The sequence below is a fragment of the Streptomyces sp. NPDC086519 genome (assembly GCF_040686075.1).
Taxonomy (GTDB): domain Bacteria; phylum Actinomycetota; class Actinomycetes; order Streptomycetales; family Streptomycetaceae; genus Streptomyces; species Streptomyces shenzhenensis.
Genome location: NZ_JBFBJL010000047.1, coordinates 26310 through 44946, shown reverse-complemented (window position 1 = coordinate 44946; position 18637 = coordinate 26310). Strand labels below are relative to the sequence as shown.

The following is an 18637-nucleotide window of genomic DNA, read 5'->3' as shown; positions in this document are numbered from 1 at the left end:
GCCTGACGGGAATGTTTTCTCCTGCAGGCGCATTATTTGTTTTTCCGGCGTCTCCGGATGGGGCCTCTGCCTACAGAAGGAGAAGGTCATGGCACAGGGAACCGTGAAGTGGTTCAACGCCGAAAAGGGTTTCGGCTTCATCCAGCAGGACGGCGGCGGCCCCGACGTCTTCGCCCACTACTCGAACATCCAGTCCCAGGGTTTCCGTGAGCTCCAGGAGGGCCAGCGGGTCTCCTTCGACGTGACGCAGGGCCAGAAGGGCCCGCAGGCGGAGAACATCGTCCCCGCCTGATCGCCGGACGCGTATCCGCTCACCGGGGTCCGCACCGTCACTGGTGCGGACCCCGGTTTGTGCTGTTTCCAGGAAGGCAGATCACCGCATGTCCCGCAGGCCCCAGAAGCCGAACAGACGCACCTCGTCGGCCCCGTCGGCCCCGCCGTCCGGGTCGGCACCGCGTGAGTTCCGGCTGCCGGAAAACACGACCCCCGCGCTTCCCGCCGTCGACGACTTCGCCGCCCTGGACATGCCCGCGGCGCTGCTGAAGACCCTGACCGCGCAGGGCGTGACCACCCCGTTCCCCATCCAGGCCGCCACGCTGCCCAACTCGCTGGCCGGCCGTGACCTGCTGGGGCGCGGGCGCACCGGCTCCGGCAAGACCCTCGCGTTCGGGCTGGCGCTGCTGGCCCGTACGGCAGGACTGCGCGCCGAGCCCAGGGCGCCCCTCGCACTCGTGCTGGTGCCCACCCGTGAGCTCGCCCAGCAGGTGACGGACGCGCTGACCCCGTACGCGACGGCGGTGAACCTCCGGCTGGCCACCGTGGTGGGCGGGCTGTCGATCACCAAGCAGGCGGCCGCCCTCCGGCGTGGCGCCGAGGTGGTCGTGGCCAGTCCCGGCAGGCTCAACGACCTGGTGGAACGCGGGGACTGCGTGCTCGGCGACGTACGCGTCACGGTGCTGGACGAAGCCGACCAGATGACCGACATGGGCTTCCTGCCGCAGATCACCAAGCTGATCGAGAAGGTACGGCCCGACGGACAGCGCCTGCTCTTCTCGGCCACCCTCGACCGCAACATCGACCGCCTGGTGCAGCGGTTCCTGACCGACCCCGTGGTGCACTCCGTGGACCCGTCGGCGGGCGCGGTCACCACCATGGAGCACCACGTGCTCCACGTCCAGGACGAGACCGACAAGAAGGCCGTCACCACGCGCATCGCGGCCCGTGACGGCCGGGTCATCCTCTTCCTCGACACCAAGCGGTCCGCCGACCGGCTGGCCAAGCGGCTCCTGGCCGTCGGCGTCCGCGCGGCGGCACTGCACGGAGGCCGCTCCCAGCCGCAGCGCAACCGCACCCTGGAGCAGTTCAAGAACGGCCACGTCACCGCGCTGGTGGCGACGAACGTCGCGGCCCGGGGCATACACATCGACGACCTCGACCTCGTCGTGAACGTCGATCCCCCCACCGACCACAAGGACTACGTCCACCGGGGCGGCCGCACGGCCCGCGCCGGCGGCTCCGGCAGCGTGGTCACGCTGGTCCTGCCCGACCAGAAGCGGGACGTCACCCGGCTCATGTCGGACGCCGGCATCCGCCCCCGCACGGCTCGCGTCACCTCGGCAGACGCGGAGCTGACCACCATCACCGGCGCCCGCGAGCCCTCCGGTGTGCCCGTCGTCATCGAGATCCCCCAGCCGGCGCCGGCCACCGCGTCCCGCGCGGACCGCGAGCCCGGCGCCAAGCCGGGCAGGCGGTCCGGCCGCCGACGCCGAAACGGCGACGGCCCGGGAGCGGCGACGGGTACGGCGACGGGTACGGCCACCGGACGGGGTGCCCGCGGCTCGGGCTCCCGCGCCGCCACCGGGACAGGTGGCCAGGGGGCAGGCTCCCGCGCCGCCACCGGGAGGGCGGCGGCCGACGGCACGTCCGCGGCCGGCGGGCGCGGCTCCTCCCGCCGTACCGGCACCGCCGGGACCACCGCCGGCGGGGCCGGCGGCGCGGGCGGTCGTGGCTCCGACCGCCGGGGCGCGGCCGGTGCGGCCGCCGGGACCGCGGCCGGGAAGGACGACCGCAGATCCCGCCCGCGGACACCGGCCGGCGGAACCGCGAGCGGCGCCGGGGGCGCCGGCGGCCGCGGCTCGGGCCGCCGGGGCGGCCGCCGCACCTCGGCCACCTGATCGCTCGGCTGGAAGTGCCGCGGGCGCGTTTGTCATTCCCCGCGGCACCGCCGTGGCTGGTCACGCAGTTCCCCGCGCCCCTTCGGGGCGCTGCCGATCAGGAGCGCACTTCACCCCGTCTGCGCGGCCGACCGAGGCCTGTCCTCGGAGCCGGTGGGCGGGGCGTGATTCGGCGACCGACGGCGACGCGGCGGCGAAGCGCCCCGTCAGGGGCGCGGGGAACGGCGCGCCCAGCCCCCGCCCACTCGCACCCGACATCCGGCCGGCCGGCGCCGCATCCGGCCCCTCCCTCTCCGACGGGAGGCGGCTCGGCCCCCTCGCCACCGCCGCACCGCCACCGCCGCACCGCCACCGCCGCACCGCCGCCGCGTGACGGCGGGCCCGCCCTACGCGGCGAACGGCCCGGGCAACTCCCCCGACCCGCGCCGGATCAGCCGGGTCGGCATGACCACGGTGCGCGACGGGGAGGCGTCGCCGTGGATCCGGGCGAACAGCAGGTGGGCCGCGCTGGTCGCGAGGGCCACCGGGTCCTGGGCGATCACCGTGACGGGCGGGGTCAGCCGGGCGGCGAGCGCGAAGTCGTCGAAGGCGACGAAGGCGAGATCGCGGGGTGCCGCGGTCAGGGCGCCCAGGGCCAGCAGTTCGTTGCCGGCGAGTAAAGCCGTCGGCGGGTCGGGCAGCGCCAGCATCCCGGTGACGGCAGCGGCCGCCTCCGGGCCGGTGCGCACACCGTCCCTGACCAGCGCCGGGTCGGCCATGATGCCCGCGGCCCCGAGCGCCGCCAGATAGCCGCGCCGGCGTTCGCCGAATGTCCAGATCTTCGGTGTGTCGCCGAGGTAGCCGATCCTGCGGTGCCCGCGTGCCACCAGCTGCTGCACGGCCTCGCGCACCGCGCCGAAGTTGTCGACCACCACGGCGTCCACGTCCAGGCCGGGTGCCGCCCGGTCCACGCAGACGATCTTCGTGCCCTGTGCCTGTGCGGGGCGCAGGAAGCGGTGGTTGCCGGCGGCCGGGGTGAGGATCAGGCCGTCGACGCGGCGGGCGGTGAACGCGGCGATCACCTCGCGTTCGCGGCGCAGGTCGGCGCGGCTGGAGCCGATGAGCATGATGCTGCCGCGCTGCCGGGCGACGTGCTCGGCGGCGGAGGCGACCGCGGCCATGAAGGGATCGGTCACATCGTCGACCAACAGGCCGATGATCTGGCTCAGTTCATGGGTGCGGCGCAACTGGCGTGCCACGTCGTCGCGTTGGTAGCCGAGTTTGCGGACGGCGGCCTCCACCCGCGCCGCGGTCCGCGGGGCGACGGCCGAATCACCGTTGACGACCCGGGACACCGTCATCGTGCTGACGCCCGCTTCCGCGGCAACGTCCTTCATGGTCGGCCGGGTGGCTGCCACGCCACGTCCTCCAGCTGCGTCACGTTTGAGCGTCGACTCGTTAACGTTACCAACTCGTGTGCATGTCAACGGCCTTGCACACAACGGGAGATGCGGGTGCGACCGGCACGCGCGGCGACCGCTGCACCACCCTTGACACCCCGCTGCGGGCGCCCCAAGAATCAGCCAAGCTGTTAACGATACCAACCAGAAGGCACAACATGGCCTCTGCAAGGGAACCACTGCTCACCGCACATGGAGTGGTCAAACGTTTCGGCCACGTCCAGGCGCTCTCGGGCGCCGATTTCACGGCATACCCCGGCGAGGTCGTCGCCCTCATCGGTGACAACGGTGCCGGCAAGTCCACTCTGGTGAACGTCCTGTCGGGCGTGCTCGCCCCCGACGCCGGCGAAGTCCGCCTGGACGGCGCGCCGGTGCGGTTCTCCGGTCCGATGGACGCGCAGCGGCACGGCGTGGAGACCGTGTACCAGGACCTGTCGCTCGCTCCCGACCTGGACGCGGCGGCCAACCTCTACCTCGGCCGGGAGATCGTGCGCGGGGGGCTGCTCGGGCGCCTCGGCGTCCTCGACCGGCCCGCGATGCGCCGGGAGGCGGTCAAGGCCTTCGCCGAACTCGGTGTGGAACTGAAGGATGTGACGGCCGCTGTGACAACGTTGTCGGGCGGGCAGCGGCAGTCCGTCGCGGTTGCCCGTGCGGTCGCCTTCGCCCACAAGGTCATCTTCATGGACGAGCCGACCGCCGCGCTGGGCGTCGTCCAGCGCGCCCGGGTCCTGGAGACCGTCCGGCGGGTCGCCGACCGGGGCATCTGCGTCGTACTGATCAGCCACAACATGCCCGAGGTGCTGTCGGTCGCGGACCGCGTCGAGGTGCTGCGGCTGGGGCGGCGCGTCGCGTCGTACACCGCCGCCGACACGACGATCGAGGAGCTGGTCGGGGCGATGACCGGCTCGCTGGACGAGCCGAACCGGACCGGGGAAGCGGAGGGCGCACGATGACGGCGCAGAGCGAGAAGGCCGCGGCGGCCGTGGGCGGCCGGGCCGCGGTGCCCGACTGGGTGCGCCGCGCGGCAGCCCTCAACGAGCTGTGGACCTTTGTCATCCTGGTGGCGCTGGTCCTGTTCTTCACCGTCGCGGCGCCGGGCAAGTTCTTCACCACGTACGACATCACCCAGATCGCCGTGAACGCGGCCATCTACCTGGTGCTCGGCGTCGGCATGACCTTCGTGATCATCACGGCGGGCATCGATCTGTCGATCGGCTCGGTGCTGGTGCTGGCCGCGGTGGCGGCGGGTGAGTACAACATCCACCACGGCGGGGCGACCTCGGGCTGGGGCACGGTGGCGTTCTGTGTCGTCATCGCGCTGGCGGTGGGCACGGCGTGGGGCGCGTTGCAGGGCGCGGTGGTGGCGACCGGCAAGGTGCCGCCGCTGATCGTGACGCTCGGCGGGCTGGGCGCGGCGCTGGGCATCGCCGAACTCGCCACCGGCGGCCAGGACCCGGCCGGGGCGGCCTCCACCCATCTGCAGGACAGCCTCGGTTTCGGCAAAGTGCTCGGCATCCCCTGGATGGTGATCCTGGCGGCCGTGGTGACCGCGGTCTTCGGCGCGGTGCTGGGCGGCACCCGGTTCGGTGAGCACACCCTCGCGATCGGGTCGAACCCGACGGCCGTACGGCGGGCGGGCGTTCCGGTGGGCCGCCAACTGGTGAAGGTGTACGGCCTGATGGGGCTGCTGGCCGGGCTCGGTGCGGTGATGTGGCTGGCCTCGTACGGCACGACGTCGATCGCCGGGCACTCCACCGACAACCTCAAGGTGATCACCGCGGTGGTCCTCGGCGGTACCAGCCTGTTCGGCGGGCGGGGTTCGGTGCTGGGCACGGTGATCGGCGTGTTCATCCCGGCGGTGCTCACCACCGGGCTGATCGTGATCGGCGTCCAGCAGTACTGGCAGGACGTGGCGGTGGGTGTGGTGCTGGTCGTGGCCGTCTACATCGACCAGTTGCGCAGGAAGACCCGGGAACGCGCATGACCGGACCGCTCATGACCACTGAATCACTCATGACCGCTGAATCACTCATGACCGCTGAATCGCTCGTGACGAAGGAGGACTCTGTGATGAGGAGCATTCGCAGCAGGCGCCGGTTGCTGGTCGCGGTGGGCACGGTCCTGGCCCTCGGCGCGGGGGCCTCGGCGTGCGGATCGTCGAACGACAGTGGCGGCTCGGGGAGTTCGGGCAGTGCCAAGGGCAAGAAGGTCCGGCTGATCACCGGAGTGAAGAGCGACCCCTTCTACATCACCATGACCTGTGCCGCGCAGGAGGAGGCCAAGGCCAAGGGGATGGACTTCACGGCCGACGGCTCCGCGCAGTGGGACGTCTCCGTGCAACGGCCGCTGCTCGACTCGGTGGCCGCCTCCCGGCCCGACGGGCTGCTGATCTCGCCGGTCGACACCAGCGCGCTGACGCCGTCGCTCAAGCAGATCCAGTCGTCCGGCACCAAGGTGGCGCTGGTGGACACGACGGTGACGGACGCGTCGATCGGCATCACCCGGATCTCGTCGGACAACGAGAAGGGCGGCCGCGTCGCCGCCGACGCGCTGGCCAAGCTGATGAAGGAGAAGGGCTCGGTCATCGTCATCAGCGTCAAGCCCGGTGTCTCGACCACCGACGCGCGGATCAAGGGCTTCACCGAGGAGATGGGCAAGTACCCCGGCATCAAGGTGCTGCCCACGCTCTACGACAACGACCTGCCGGCCACGGCGGCCTCCCAGATCCAGTCGACGCTCGCCGCCCACCCGGACCTCGGCGGGGTGTTCGCGGGCAACACCAACACCGGTCAGGGCATCGCCACCGGGCTGAAGCAGGCCGGCAAGCAGGGCGCGGTGAAGGTGGCCGCGTTCGACGCGGAGCCGGACGAGGTCGCCTCGCTGAAGTCGGGCACCCTCCAGGTGCTGGTCGCCCAGGACCCGGCGGCGATCGGCCGGCAGGCGGTGGACCAGCTCGCCGACGCCTTCGAGGGCAAGTCGGTGACCAAGTCGATCGGGACCGACATGGTGGCGATCACCAAGGACAACATGAACGACCCGTCGGTCAGCAAGTACTTCTACAAGTCGCAGTGCTGAGCGCAGGTTTACGGTCAGCGGCCGGGCGGACCCACCCTCTTGGGTCCGCCCGGCCGCTGGTCGTGCGGGCGGCCCGGCTCAGTTCAGCGAGCAGGACTCGCCGTTCAGCGAGAAGGCGTACGGCGCCGAGTTCCGGCCGCTCCAGGTGCCGAGGAAGCCGAAGGACAGGGTGCCGTTCGCGGCGACCGACCGGTTGTAGTCGGCGGCGTCGGCGGTGACCAGGCCGCCGTTCTGGCTGACCGTCGCGTCCCACATCTGGGTGACCTTCTGGCCGTCCCGGAAGGACCACTGGACCCGCCAGCCCGACAGGGCCTGGCCGGTGGTGACGGTGACGGTGGACTGGAAGCCGTCGGTCCACTGGTTGACCAGGTCGTAGGAGACCTGGCAGGTGGCCGCCGCGGGGTCGGTGGGGTCGGCGGAGGCGGTGGCGTGAGGGCCGCCGGTGCCCGCCGTGGCCGCCGAGGTGCCCTGGGGCTCCGGGTCGGGGTTCTTGTGGGCCGGCTTCCCGGCGGTGGCCGAGGACGAGGCGGAGGGGGCCGCGGAGGCGGTGTGCCCGGCGGTCTGGTCGGCCGACGGGATGTCGGCGGTGGGGTCGGCGACCGGCTGGCGGTCGTCGTGGGAGGCGGTGGCCGTGTCGTCACCGGAGCCGCCGCCCATCGGCATCATCGACACGCCGAGCGCCACCAGCGAGATCAGCACCGCCGCGCCGAGCAGACCGTGCCGCAGCACCTTGCCCCGGCCGCCGCCCTCCCTGGGGTCGCCGTCGTTGTCGGCGGTGGCCGGGCGGACCGGGCCGAGCCGCACCTCGGCGGCGCGGCGGCGCCGCTCCAGGTAGGCGAGGCCGCCCCAGCCGATGACCCCGCCGGCCAGCGCCGCGGGCAGTCCGCCGCCGTGCAGCCGCAGACAGGCGGCGGCCTCGGCGCACTGCACACAGGTGGCGAGGTGCCGGGAGAGGTCCTCGGGCGTGTCGGCCGCCGAGGACCGGGTGACCGCGTCCAGCAGCCGGGCGTAGCTGCGGCACTCGGCGGCCATCGGCGTGTCGAGGTGGGCGCGGTGGCAGCGGTCCCGGAAGAGACCGCGCACCTGCTCCAGCTCCTGGGCGGCGACGGCCGGGTCGAGGCCGAGCCGGCGCGCCACGGAGGGCAGTGGCAGCGCCTCCACCTCGGCCAGCCACAGCAGTGAGGCGTCCGCGTCCTGCATGTCACGTATGCCGCGCAGCGCGACGGGTCGCTGCAACGGCGGACCCGTATAGCGCTCCGCCTTCTCGGAGTTGAGCCAGAGCCGGAGGTCCGGGTCGAGCTTGTGCCCGAGCCCTCCGGCCTCCCAGGCCGCGGCCGTGTTGCGTACCGCGGTGAGCAGCAGCGGGATCATCGGCAGGCGGGCGGCGCGCCGTCCTGAGCTGCGGACGGGGGTGAAGTCCGCGTCACGGGCCTCGCGCATGCCGAGCGTGAAAGCCTCGGTGGCCAGTTGGTTGGCCGTCAGCGAGCCGGACGTGCACAGGTCGGCGTAGGAGAGCACCGCGTCCCAGCATTCGGAGAACAGCGCTGCCTCGGCGGCGTCCTGAGGGGTCGGCAGGTCGGGCATGGGTCTCCTGCATCCAAAGCGAGGTCAACTCACCGTATCGGCGACGGAGTTGGGGGGAACCTCACGGCGGGACCGAGCTTTTCACGTCACCTGCACAACTGACAAGCGGCATATTCAATACCGGTTACCGGTGGTCGTGCCACGGATCCTCCCCGTCACCCATACCACCGGTCCCCGGTGTCACGTCAACCGCTGTGCCGGCCGCCCGGAGAACACCCTCGTGCCCGTCGTGGCCCACAACTCCGGCCACTAGTACGGACAGCGACCGCGTTTCGACTCACCGTTCCGGCGAGTCTCTTGGGCCCGCCCCGGCGTCACGCCTCCGCCGGCTCCACCGCGGGCAGACTGTCCATGAAGGAGCTGACGGAGAAGACGGCGCGGCCGGGTCCGGGCGGCCCGTAGCCGGGCGGGGAGGAGAGCCCGAAGTCCTCCATCGTCTGCCGGTAGGCCTGCAGCAGCCGGATGTGGTACTCCAGCGGGGCGCCCTGGGGGTTGGCCTTGCCGAGCGGGGTGGTCGGCTCGGGGCACCAGGTGGTGAAGCGGGGCGTGATGCCGTGCGACATGAAGAAGCGCAGCCCCTCGGTGGTCGACTCGATCGCCTCGTCGACGGTCTTGAACCCGAACGGCTCGGCCATCTCCACGCCGGCCACGAAGTTGGGGATCACGTTCCGGGCACCGAAGATCTCGGCCGAGTCCAGGATCCGCTTGTGCCACTCGTCCCGGCCGACGTACCGCTCCTTGCCCGGGCAGTACATCTTGAAGAGGTACTCGTCCCACACCTCGTAGTTGGGGTGGTAGATCTGCACCCCGTAGTCCTTGAACCGCTGCACGTCGTCCCGCGGCAGCGCCTGCGCGACGACCTTGCCGATCCACCGCCCCGGGAACCGCTCCTCGATCGCCTTGGCGTAGTGCCCGTAGAAGTCCGCTTCATCCCGCCCGGCGACGGTCTTGGTGATCGCACCGCCGGTCAGCGTGTAGGCGGTGGAGGTCTTCGCGGTGTCGTACCGGTCGATGATCTCCAGGGCTTCGAGGACCTCCTCGACGTCCTTCACACCGGTGTACGGCCGCCCGGCCGCCTTGTGCTGGCGCCAGTTGTGGTTGATGTCGCAGTACTGGCACTCCTCCTTGGCACCGAAGTACTGGCAGACCCGGAAGACGGTGAGGTAGATGAGATAACCCCACTGGATGGTCGGGGCGACCTCCATCACGGACTTGCCGCTGGTGAGCTTGTGCCGGTAGTACTCCGGCATCGGCGGCACGCCGACGTCGGCGATCCGCTTCCCGTCGAGGTAGAGCCCGAGCACGCCCTCGTCGTCGGCGGCCACCCGGTACGGCGAGGCCGGGTTCACCCGCACCGACACCACGGTCCGCCGCAGGTCGTACGGCCCGCCGGTGAGGATGATCTCCTCCGGGGGCCGGCGCAGCGCCGCCTCGCCCAGTTCGGGCAGGGTGCCGTGGTCGAAGGAGAAGATGAAGTACGACTTCGGCTTGACCTCGCCGCTCTCGTTGTCGCTCAGCGCGGAGGGGTCGAAGGCCACACCGCCCCGGAGCAGGTCCTCCTTGAAGACGGCTTCCCGCGGTACATGCGGAAACCTCTCCATCAGATCCTCGACCAGCGCGGTACGGCTGCCCATCCCGTGTCTCCTCCCGGCTCAGGCGTTCGACTCCTCACGTTATGCCTCATCGTCGGCGGAGGTGAGAGCGGGGGGCGGCTGCGGCGCGGCGCGGGCTCGGCCGGGCCGGACCGTCATGGCGTCACCGGCCTGGGCGGCGGCGCCGTGGAAGTCGCTGCACGGCGACCGGATCAGCTGCCCTGCGGCGGTCGCCGGGTCGACTCCCGCAGCACCACGTGCGTCCCCAGCACCAGATGCTGCCCGTCGGGCAGCTCGTCGCGGTGCAGGGCGAGGCGGACGGCGGCGCGGCCCAGTTCTTCCTGGGGTACGTGGACGGTGGTGAGCGTGGGGTGGACGTCCCGGGCGACCGGGATGTCGTCGTAGCCGGCCACGGCGATGTCGTCGGGGATGCGGCGGCCGGACTCCCGCAGGGCCTGGATCACGCCGGTGGCGACCATGTCGGTGGCGGCGAAGACCGCGGTGAGACTCCGTCCGGAGGCGAGGAGTTCGCGGGTCGCCTGGTAGCCGTACGAGCGGGAGAAGACGCCGTCGAGGACGAGGTCGGGGTCGGGGGCGAGGCCGAGGAGTTCGTGGGCGCGGGTGAAGCCGGCGATGCGCTGGGCGCTGGTGGACAGGCCCGGGACCCGGCCCAGGTAGGCGATGCGGCGGTGGCCGCCGGAGAGCAGGTGGCTGGTGAGGGCGAAGGCGCCGCCCTCGTTGTCGTAGTCGACGACCGTGGCCGGGACGCCGGGGCCGAGCGGCGGGCGGCCGACGAGGACCAGCCGGGAGCCGGACCGGTCCAGGGCGTGCGCGAAGTGGGTCATGCGGTCGTGGTAGGCCTTGTCCTCAAGGGCGCCGCCCACCACGATCACCGCGTCCGCCCGCTGCTCCCGCATGGTCTCCACGACGGCGAGGACGCGCCGCGGGTCGCCGTGCGTGGTGCAGAGCATGCACAGCCGGCCCTCCGCCGAGGCCTGCTCCTCGACCCCGCGGGCGATGTGCGCGTAGAAGGGGCCGGTGACGTCGTCCACGACGAAGGCGACGGTCTTGTTGGTGGCGCCGCCGAGGGCGCGGGCGTGCGCGTTGACCACGTAGTCCAGCTCGCGCATGGCTTTGAGGACCTTGGCGCGGGTGGCGGCGGCCACCGGGTAGGTGCCGCCGAGGACCCGGGAGACGGTCGACGCGGAGACACCGGCCCGCGCGGCCACGTCCCGTACCGTCGAGGCGTCCCCGTTGGGCGCCGGCTGCGTCCGCTTCGCCACCGCTCGACTCCCCCTTCGCCATGTGTTCCGGTCACCCTACGAGACGGCCGCACCCTACGAGACGCCCGCGGGCACCCGGCGGACGGGCTGTCACGCGGCCCGCCCAAGGGCCGAGTGGTCGATGGCGTGCAGGAGGCCGTCCCCGGTCAGCAGCCGGCCGGCTTCCGCCACGACGGTGAGGCCGAGCCTCGCCACCTCGTTGCCCTGCGAACCGGCCAGGTGCGGGGTGAGGAAGGCGTTGGGGAGGTCGAAGAGCGGGGAGTCGGCGGGCAGCGGCTCGGGGTCGGTGACGTCGAGGATCGCGGTCAGGCGGCCGGCGCGCAGCTCCTCGACCAGGGCGTCGTGGTCGACGAGGGAGCCGCGCGCGGTGTTGATCAGCACCGATCCGGCCGGCATCAGGGCGAGTTCGCGGGCGCCGAGGAGATGCCGGGTCTCCGGGGTCTGGGGCGCGTGCACGGTGACGATGTCCGAGGTGCGCAGCAGTTCGTCCAGCGGCAGCAGGGGGACACCGAGCCGGGCGGCCTCCGCCTCGTCCACGTAGGGGTCGGCGAGGGCGACCGCCAGGTCGTGGGGGCGCAGGAGCTCCAGGAGCCGGCGGCCGATGCGGGAGGCGCCGACGATGCCGACCCGGCGGTGGAAGTTGCCGATGCCGGGCACGATGTCGCCGTACGGGAAGGTGCGGCGGGTACGCAGCAGGTCGCGGAAGGCGAAGACGTCCTTCCCGGCGAGCAGGATCATCGCGAGGGTGTACTCGGCGACCGGGAGCGCGTTGGCGGCGGCGGCCGAGGAGACGACGATGCCGCGGCGCCAGACCTCGGGCGTGGTGAAGCCCTTGACCGAGCCGGCCGCGTGCAGCACCGCCCGCAGTCTCGGCGCCGCGTCCAGGACGGCCGCGTCCAGGACCGGGCAGCCCCAGCCGGTGACCAGGACCTCGGTGCGGGCGAGCGTGTCCCGTACCCGGGGGTCGGTGAAGTCGTGCGCCACCAGAGTGGGATCGATTTCTACGTACTCGCGCAGCCGCGCGAGCACCTCCGGCGGAAAGATCTGCGGCACGTTCTGGGCTGTCATGGCGAACAATGCCTGAGGACGCTCGGGCAAGGAAGTGACCTTCCGGCTCAGTGACGCGCGGATAGCAACCGGTCTCTACCGTAGGTCTCGGCGAATGAGAGGGTCAATGGACAGGCACTCCCCGAAGAGGACGGAGACTGCCCGGTGAACGACGGACACCCCGGAGAACGACGGACACTCCCCGGAGGACGACAGGGATGGGACAGCAGAGATGACGGACCCGGCGCAGACGGTCACCAACTGGGCGCGCAACATCACGTACACCGCCAAGGAGTTCCACCGCCCGCACTCCCTCGACGCGCTCCGGTCGCTGGTGGCCGGCAGTGCGCGGGTACGGGTGCTGGGCAGCGGGCACTCCTTCAACCGCATCGCCGACCCCGGCCCGCAGGGGGTCCTGGTCTCGATCGCCGAGCTGCCGCCGGTCATCGAGGTGGACACCACGGCCCGTACGGTCCGGGTCGCGGGCGGCGTCCGGTACGCCGAGCTCGCCCGCGCGGTCCACGCGCACGGCCTGGCGCTGCCCAACATGGCCTCGCTGCCGCACATCTCGGTGGCCGGCTCGGTCGCCACCGGCACCCACGGCTCGGGCGTGGCCAACGGGTCGCTCGCGGCGCCCGTCCGGGAGGTGGAGCTGGTCCTCGCCGACGGCTCGACGGCGACGTTCGCGCGGGGGGACGCGGGCTTCGACGGGGCGGTGACGTCGCTGGGCGCACTGGGCGCCGTCACCGCGCTTACCCTGGACCTGGAGCCGGCGTACGACATGGCGCAGACGGTGTACACCGAACTGCCCCTGGACGGACTGGACTTCGCCGCGGTGTCCGGCGCCGCCCACAGCGTGAGCCTGTTCACCGACTGGCGGGAGCCGGGCTTCAGGCAGGTGTGGGTGAAGCGGCGCACCGACCAGCCGGCCGTGGACTTCACGTGGGCCGCGCCCGCGACGGAGGCGATGCACCCGGTGCCGGGCATGCCGGCGGGCAACTGCACGCAGCAGTTCGGGGTGCCGGGGCCCTGGCACGAGCGGCTACCGCACTTCCGGGCGGAGTTCACGCCGAGCAGCGGTGACGAGTTGCAGTCGGAGTACCTGCTGCCGAGGCCGGCGGCCCTGGACGCGCTGCACGCGGTCGACGGCATCCGGCGGACGGTCGCCCCCGTCCTACAGACCTGCGAGGTGCGGACGGTGGCGGCCGATGAGCAGTGGCTGAGCCCCGCCCACGGCCGGGACTCGGTGGCGCTGCACTTCACCTGGGTGGACGACCTGACGGCCGTACTGCCGGTGGTGCGCCGGCTGGAGGAGGCGCTGGAGCCGTTCGATCCGCGGCCGCACTGGGGCAAGGTCTTCGCCGTTCCGGCGGAGCAGGTCCGGCGGCGGTACCCGCGCCTCGGCGACTTCCGCGCCCTGGCCCGGGACCTCGACCCGGACGGAAAGTTCACGAACCCTTTCGTGGCGGATGTCCTGCACGGCTGACGGACTTAATCCAACCCTTAAGGTAATGGCTTGTCGAAAGCGCTTCCCAGGCCATAGCGTTGCGCCGTGTGAAGCACACATCACGTGACATACGCACCGCCAATCGTTATGAGGTGCTACGGCACATCATCGCCGAGTCCCCCACCTCCCGGCAGGAGCTGGCGGCCGTCACCGGGCTGAGCCTGGCCACGGTCGCCACCCTCGTCGGGGAGCTGCTGGAACTGCGGATGATCACGGAGGTGGGCTTCGAGGACTCCGCGGGCGGCCGCCCCCGGGGCCTCGTCGCGGTCAACGCCTCGGGGGGCGCGCTGATCGGCGTCGACATCGCGGAGACCTACGTCCACGTCGAGCTGTTCGACCTCGCCCTGAACGTGCTGGCCCGCGCCGAGGAGGACATGCGCCCCGGCGAGAACCGCCCCGAGCAGGTGGTGGGCCAGGTGGCCGCGGCCGTCGGCGCGGTGGTGACGCAGGCCGGCGTCGAGGGCGCGCGGGTGCTGGGGGTCGGGGTGAGCGTGCCGGGGCAGGTGGACCGGGCCACCGGCATCGCCGAGTACGCGCCCAACTGGGACTGGCACGACGTGCCGCTGCTGGACCTGCTCGCCGAGCACATCGCCTACCCGCTCCACCTGGACAACCCGCTGCGGGCGTGCGCGGTGGCCGAGCAGTGGTTCGGGGCGGCGCGCGGGCGCGGGGACACCGTGGTGGTGAACCTCGGCACCGGGGTCGGCGCCGGGCTCGCGCTGGGCGGCAGGCTGCACCGGGGGGTGAGCAACAGCGCCGGGGAGTGGGGTCACACGACGCTGGTGCTGGACGGGCGGCTGTGCCACTGCGGCAACCACGGCTGCGTCGAGACGTACGTCGGCGCCCCCGGCATCATGCTCAACCTGCGCGAACTCAGCCCGCAGAGCCCGCTGCTGCACCCCGAGGACCAGACTGCGACCATCGACGCCCTGGCCCGCGGCGTGGCGGACGGTGATCCCGTCGCGGTCAAGGTCGTCCGGGACACGGCCCGTTACATCGGCGCCGGTATCGCCAACCTGGTCAACCTGCTCAACCCCGAACTGGTCGTGCTCAGTAGCTGGGTGGCCCGCCGGCTCGGCGAGCCGCTGCTCACGGAGGTGCGGGAGGCCGTCCGGCGGCACGCGCTCGCACGGCCGTTCGCCGCCACCGAGATCGTCCTCTCCCCCATCCCCACCGACCCGGTCTGCCTGGGCGCGGCCACGTTCGCGCTGGAGGGCGCCCTGCGGTCGGTGGGCCTGCGGGGCGGCGTCCGCACGGGCCGCACCGCGCCCGCCTCCCGGTGATCGAACAGTCCAAATCGCGGCTCGATTAATCCATTGCCGGGCTCCTCGGCACTCTGCGACCGTCGTGGCGTATCCGCGGCCGGTCGGCCTCTCAAGCCGACCGGCCGCACTTCGTGCACGGAACGAGGGAGTACCCAGCGTGGCCGGAAACATCGAGGTCCGCGGTCTGTCCCGCACCTTCCACACCACTGTCCGGCGCCCGGGTCTCGCGGGCGCCCTGCGATCCCTGGTGAACCCCGAGCGCGTCGAGAAGCAGGCGGTCTCCGACATCTCCTTCGACGTCGCCCCGGGCGAACTCCTCGCCCTGCTCGGCCCGAACGGCGCGGGCAAGTCGACCACCATCAAGATGCTCACCGGCATCCTCACCCCGACCTCCGGCGAGGCCCGGGTCGCGGGCGTGGTGCCGTACCGGGAGCGGGAGCGCAACGCCCGGAACATCGGCGCGGTGTTCGGGCAGCGGACCCAGCTGTGGTGGGACCTGCCGGTGCGGGAGTCGTTCGCGATCCTGCGGGACATCTACGAGGTACCGAAGGCCGAACACGCCGCGCGGCTGCGCGAGTTCGACGAACTCCTCGAACTCTCCGCCTTCTGGGACACCCGGGTCAGGCACCTCTCGCTCGGCCAGCGCGTCCGCTGCGACCTGGCCGCCGCCCTGCTCCACGATCCGCCGGTCGTCTTCCTCGACGAGCCGACCATCGGCATGGACGTGGTGGTGAAGGAGCAGGTCCGCGAGTTCCTGCGGTACCAGGTGGCCGAGCGCGGCCGTACCGTGCTGCTCACCACGCACGACATGACCGAGGTCGAGCGGCTCGCCGAGCGGGTGGTGCTGGTCAACCACGGGCGGCTGGTGCTCGACGGCACCCTGGACGAGGTCCGCCGGGACTTCGGCTCGACCTGGCAGGTGCGGGCGACGCTCGCCGACCCGCACACCCCGGTCGGGGCGCTGCCGGGCATCGCGCTGGTGAGCCATGACGGGCCCCAGGTGGTGTTCGGCCCGGACGGTCCGGCCGCGCCCACCGTCCACCAGGCGCTGAAGCTGGTCATCGAGCGGTACGAGGTGACCGGTGTGGCGGTGGACGAGGCGGACCTGGAGGACGTGATGCGGGCGGCCTACGCCGAGGCCAGGGCCAGGGCCGAGGCGGCGTGATGACGACCCTGACCTATGCCTGGCGCGCCGCCCGGGTCACCCCGCTCGGCGAGCTGTACACCCCGCCCCGGGTCACCGCCGCGCTGCTGCGGCTGACCGTGCAGGTGGTGCTGGTCGCGTCCCTGTGGCACGGCCTGTACGCCCAGACCGGTACGACCGCCGGGCTCTCCCGCGACCAGGCGGTCACCTTCGCCGTGCTGGCCGTACTCGCCTCCCGGCTGCGGGAGCTGGACCAGTACGCGGCCCGGGACACGGTCGTGCAGCACATGTACTACGGCACGATCGTCTACTGGTACCTGCGCCCGCTGTCCCCGCACCGCTACTACGCGCTGCGCGCCCTTGGCGAGCAACTCTACGGATTCGCCTGGGCGTTGACCGGATACGCGATCTGCCTGGCGGCCGGTGTCGTGGTGCCGCCCGCATCCGCGGCCGTGGCCGCGGTCTTCGCGCTCAGCCTGCTCCTCGGACAGTGGGTCCTGCACTACGTCATGCTGCTCATCGACCAGTTGTGCTTCTGGACGCTGCGCAACACGGCCGCCCTGCTGATCCTGATCTTCGCGCAGAACCTGATGTCCGGGGTCTACGCGCCCCTGTGGTTCTTCCCGCACTGGTTCCTGGTCCTCAGCTCCTTCCTGCCCTTCCAGGCCACGCTCAACGTGCCGCTGTCGCTGTACGTGGGCCGCATCCCGCTCTCCGACGCGGGCTTCCAGCTCGGCGTCCAGGCGGCCTGGCTGGTGGCGCTGCGCTTCCTCACCCGGTTCCTGTGGCGGCGCGCCGCCCGTCGAGTCGTCTCCCAGGGAGGCTGAGGCCATGAACGCCGTACGGATCATCTGGCGGGTCACGCAGCTCAACTTCCGTGCCCAGCTGGAGTACCGCACCGAGTTCCTGATGATGATCGCGATCGGCGCGGTCTGGCAGGTGTCGGTGATCGTGTTCGCGACCGTGCTGCTGACCCGGTTCGCCGGGATGGGCGGGTGGGACAGCTCGGACGTGCTGCTCATCCCGGCGACCCGCATGCTCGCGCACGGCCTGTTCGTGCTCCTCCTGGGCCGGGTGCACGGTCTCGGCCGGCACATCCAGGAGGGCAAGATCGACGCCTATCTGCTGCGCCCCCTGCCGGTCTACCGCCAGGTCCAGCTGGAGTTCTTCCCGACCAACGCGATCGGCGACCTGACCGTGGCGGCGGGTCTGATGGCGGGCGCGCTCGGCCGCAGCCACCTGGACTGGTCGGCGGGCCGGATCACGTACCTGGTCGCCGCGGTCCTCGGCGGCATGCTCCTGGAGGCCGCCCTGTTCACCGTCGTGGCCTCGGCCTCCCTGCGCTTCCCGGCCGCCGACTACTGGGGCCGGTGGCTGGAGGAACTCCTCGGCACCTTCGGCAGCTACCCCCTGAACGTCCTTCCGAGGGCGGTCGGCGGCTTCCTCACCTTCGGCCTCCCGCTCGCCTTCGTCGCCTACTTCCCGGCGGCCGTCCTCACCGGCCACGGCCACTCGACCGGCGTCCCCTACTGGCTGGCGGCCGCCTCCCCGCTCCTCGGCCTGCTCGCCTACCTGGCCGCCCGGTGGCTGTGGCGGTGGGCGCTGGGGCACTACACGGGGGTGAACGGCTGAGGTGCCCCGCGTCCGCCAGGTACGCCCCGCGCCACGGATCGGGGTGCGCACAACGCCCCGCGCGACGTCCGCGCGTCCTGGGACCGGGCGATCGACGCCCCGCACACCGCACTGGAGAACTGGCCCCGCGAGGAGACCGACCACCATGTCAGACCTGCACTACGACGTCACCGGCAGCGGCCCCGTGCTGCTCGTGCTCCCCGGCGGAGCCGGGCACCCCATGGGCCTGGGCCCGCTCACGGAACGGCTCGCCCCGCACTTCACGGTCGTGACGTACGACCCACTGGGCCTCGCCCACGGCCACCTCGGGGACCCGGTCGCCGACCAGGCCGTACCGCACTGGAGCGAGGGCGCGTACCGGGTGCTCGGGGAGGTGGTGGCGGACGGCGAGCCGGCGTACGTCTTCGGCACCAGTGCCGGCGGCATCGCCGCCCTCGACCTGCTGGCCCGCCACCCGGACCGGCTCCGGCACGTCATCGCGCACGAGCCGCCCTGCGTCACCCTGCTGCCGGACGGCGAACGCCTGCGGGCCGAACTGATCGAGCAACTCGGCGGCGGGCACCCGGAATCCGGCGAACCGACCCCGTACTCGGTCTTCCTCGCCCACGTCCTGCGCCCGTTCACCGCGTACCGCCCACCGACCGGCCTGCCCCGCCTCACCCTGGCCGCCGGCCTCGACTCACGCGGTCAACTCCTGCACCGCACGGCCGAGTTCACCGCCGAGCACACCGGAGCCGCGTTCGCCGAGTTCCCAGGCGGCCATCTGGGAACCCTTGAGCACCCCGCCACGTTCGCGGCCCGGCTCGGGGAGACGCTGCTCGCGGCCGGGCAGGCACCGTCTGCACCACCCGCCAGGTGACACCATCGGGCCACGGCCGAACGACTGTCCGCCGCC

16 protein-coding genes are annotated in these 18637 nt (G+C 72.2%); 11 read left to right on the top strand and 5 right to left on the bottom strand.

Annotated features, from left to right (window positions below; translation table 11 throughout):
- Positions 1-88: 88 nt before the first annotated feature.
- Positions 89-292: a cold-shock protein gene (locus AB0P24_RS33980; RefSeq protein ID WP_016578941.1), complete on the top strand. Its 204-nt coding sequence runs from the start codon at positions 89-91 to the stop codon at positions 290-292.
- Positions 293-380: 88 nt separating this feature from the next.
- On the top strand, positions 381-2174 hold the full coding sequence (locus AB0P24_RS33975; protein WP_365800834.1) for a DEAD/DEAH box helicase: 1794 nt from the start codon (positions 381-383) through the stop codon (positions 2172-2174).
- 386 nt (positions 2175-2560) lie between these two features.
- Here the strand turns inward: AB0P24_RS33975 and AB0P24_RS33970 are convergent, their stop codons facing one another.
- A complete protein-coding gene (locus AB0P24_RS33970) occupies positions 2561-3571 on the bottom strand; it encodes a LacI family DNA-binding transcriptional regulator (protein WP_365800832.1) in 1011 nt (336 codons plus the stop codon).
- 200 nt (positions 3572-3771) lie between these two features.
- Here AB0P24_RS33970 and AB0P24_RS33965 point away from each other — a divergent pair, with 200 nt between their 5' ends.
- From AB0P24_RS33965 to AB0P24_RS33955, 3 genes are all read left to right on the top strand, one after another.
- Complete coding sequence (locus AB0P24_RS33965) at positions 3772-4566, top strand: ATP-binding cassette domain-containing protein (protein ID WP_365800830.1); 795 nt, start codon at positions 3772-3774, stop codon at positions 4564-4566.
- On the top strand, positions 4563-5597 hold the full coding sequence (locus tag AB0P24_RS33960; RefSeq protein ID WP_365800828.1) for an ABC transporter permease: 1035 nt from the start codon (positions 4563-4565) through the stop codon (positions 5595-5597). Before AB0P24_RS33965 ends, AB0P24_RS33960 begins: the two co-directional genes overlap by 4 nt.
- Before the next feature lie 86 nt (positions 5598-5683).
- On the top strand, positions 5684-6688 hold the full coding sequence (locus tag AB0P24_RS33955) for an ABC transporter substrate-binding protein (RefSeq protein WP_365800826.1): 1005 nt from the start codon (positions 5684-5686) through the stop codon (positions 6686-6688).
- 78 nt (positions 6689-6766) lie between these two features.
- Here the strand turns inward: AB0P24_RS33955 and AB0P24_RS33950 are convergent, their stop codons facing one another.
- From AB0P24_RS33950 to AB0P24_RS33935, 4 genes are all read right to left on the bottom strand, one after another.
- Positions 6767-8272 carry a cellulose-binding domain-containing protein gene (locus tag AB0P24_RS33950; RefSeq protein WP_365800824.1) on the bottom strand — a complete coding sequence of 502 codons (1506 nt, stop codon included), beginning with the start codon at positions 8270-8272 and terminating at the stop codon, positions 6767-6769.
- 314 nt (positions 8273-8586) lie between these two features.
- Positions 8587-9906 carry a radical SAM protein gene (locus AB0P24_RS33945; protein ID WP_365800822.1) on the bottom strand — a complete coding sequence of 440 codons (1320 nt, stop codon included), beginning with the start codon at positions 9904-9906 and terminating at the stop codon, positions 8587-8589.
- A gap of 170 nt (positions 9907-10076) precedes the next feature.
- Entirely contained in the window at positions 10077-11147 is a 1071-nt protein-coding gene (locus tag AB0P24_RS33940) for a LacI family DNA-binding transcriptional regulator (RefSeq protein ID WP_365800820.1), read from the bottom strand.
- 90 nt (positions 11148-11237) lie between these two features.
- Positions 11238-12245 (bottom strand): hydroxyacid dehydrogenase, encoded by a 1008-nt coding sequence (locus AB0P24_RS33935; RefSeq protein WP_365800818.1) that lies wholly within the window; start codon positions 12243-12245, stop codon positions 11238-11240.
- A gap of 181 nt (positions 12246-12426) precedes the next feature.
- Between AB0P24_RS33935 and AB0P24_RS33930 the strand changes: the two genes are divergently transcribed.
- The 6 genes from AB0P24_RS33930 (at position 12427) to AB0P24_RS33905 (ending at position 18601) form a co-directional block, all read left to right on the top strand.
- A complete protein-coding gene (locus AB0P24_RS33930) occupies positions 12427-13680 on the top strand; it encodes an FAD-binding protein (RefSeq protein ID WP_365800816.1) in 1254 nt (417 codons plus the stop codon).
- Positions 13681-13748: 68 nt separating this feature from the next.
- Positions 13749-14984, top strand: a complete 1236-nt coding sequence (locus AB0P24_RS33925; protein ID WP_365800814.1) for an ROK family transcriptional regulator — start codon at positions 13749-13751, stop codon at positions 14982-14984.
- Positions 14985-15123: 139 nt separating this feature from the next.
- The gene (locus AB0P24_RS33920) at positions 15124-16131 is read left to right on the top strand and encodes an ATP-binding cassette domain-containing protein (RefSeq protein WP_181804648.1); all 1008 of its coding nucleotides are present in this window, start codon (positions 15124-15126) and stop codon (positions 16129-16131) included.
- Complete coding sequence (locus AB0P24_RS33915; protein ID WP_365800812.1) at positions 16131-16937, top strand: ABC-2 family transporter protein; 807 nt, start codon at positions 16131-16133, stop codon at positions 16935-16937. Before AB0P24_RS33920 ends, AB0P24_RS33915 begins: the two co-directional genes overlap by 1 nt.
- A gap of 4 nt (positions 16938-16941) precedes the next feature.
- The gene (locus AB0P24_RS33910) at positions 16942-17742 is read left to right on the top strand and encodes an ABC-2 family transporter protein (RefSeq protein WP_365800810.1); all 801 of its coding nucleotides are present in this window, start codon (positions 16942-16944) and stop codon (positions 17740-17742) included.
- A gap of 145 nt (positions 17743-17887) precedes the next feature.
- A complete protein-coding gene (locus AB0P24_RS33905) occupies positions 17888-18601 on the top strand; it encodes an alpha/beta hydrolase (protein ID WP_365800808.1) in 714 nt (237 codons plus the stop codon).
- Positions 18602-18637 lie beyond the last annotated feature (36 nt).

Coding starts and splice junctions, on each gene's coding strand:
- AB0P24_RS33945 (WP_365800822.1), bottom strand. CDS start 9,906: ATGGGCAGCCGTACCGCGCTGGTCGAGGATCTGATGGAGAGGTTTCCG.
- AB0P24_RS33955 (WP_365800826.1), top strand. CDS start 5,684: ATGAGGAGCATTCGCAGCAGGCGCCGGTTGCTGGTCGCGGTGGGCACG.
- AB0P24_RS33930 (WP_365800816.1), top strand. CDS start 12,427: ATGACGGACCCGGCGCAGACGGTCACCAACTGGGCGCGCAACATCACG.
- AB0P24_RS33980 (WP_016578941.1), top strand. CDS start 89: ATGGCACAGGGAACCGTGAAGTGGTTCAACGCCGAAAAGGGTTTCGGC.
- AB0P24_RS33965 (WP_365800830.1), top strand. CDS start 3,772: ATGGCCTCTGCAAGGGAACCACTGCTCACCGCACATGGAGTGGTCAAA.
- AB0P24_RS33905 (WP_365800808.1), top strand. CDS start 17,888: ATGTCAGACCTGCACTACGACGTCACCGGCAGCGGCCCCGTGCTGCTC.
- AB0P24_RS33910 (WP_365800810.1), top strand. CDS start 16,942: ATGAACGCCGTACGGATCATCTGGCGGGTCACGCAGCTCAACTTCCGT.
- AB0P24_RS33915 (WP_365800812.1), top strand. CDS start 16,131: ATGACGACCCTGACCTATGCCTGGCGCGCCGCCCGGGTCACCCCGCTC.
- AB0P24_RS33960 (WP_365800828.1), top strand. CDS start 4,563: ATGACGGCGCAGAGCGAGAAGGCCGCGGCGGCCGTGGGCGGCCGGGCC.
- AB0P24_RS33975 (WP_365800834.1), top strand. CDS start 381: ATGTCCCGCAGGCCCCAGAAGCCGAACAGACGCACCTCGTCGGCCCCG.
- AB0P24_RS33950 (WP_365800824.1), bottom strand. CDS start 8,272: ATGCCCGACCTGCCGACCCCTCAGGACGCCGCCGAGGCAGCGCTGTTC.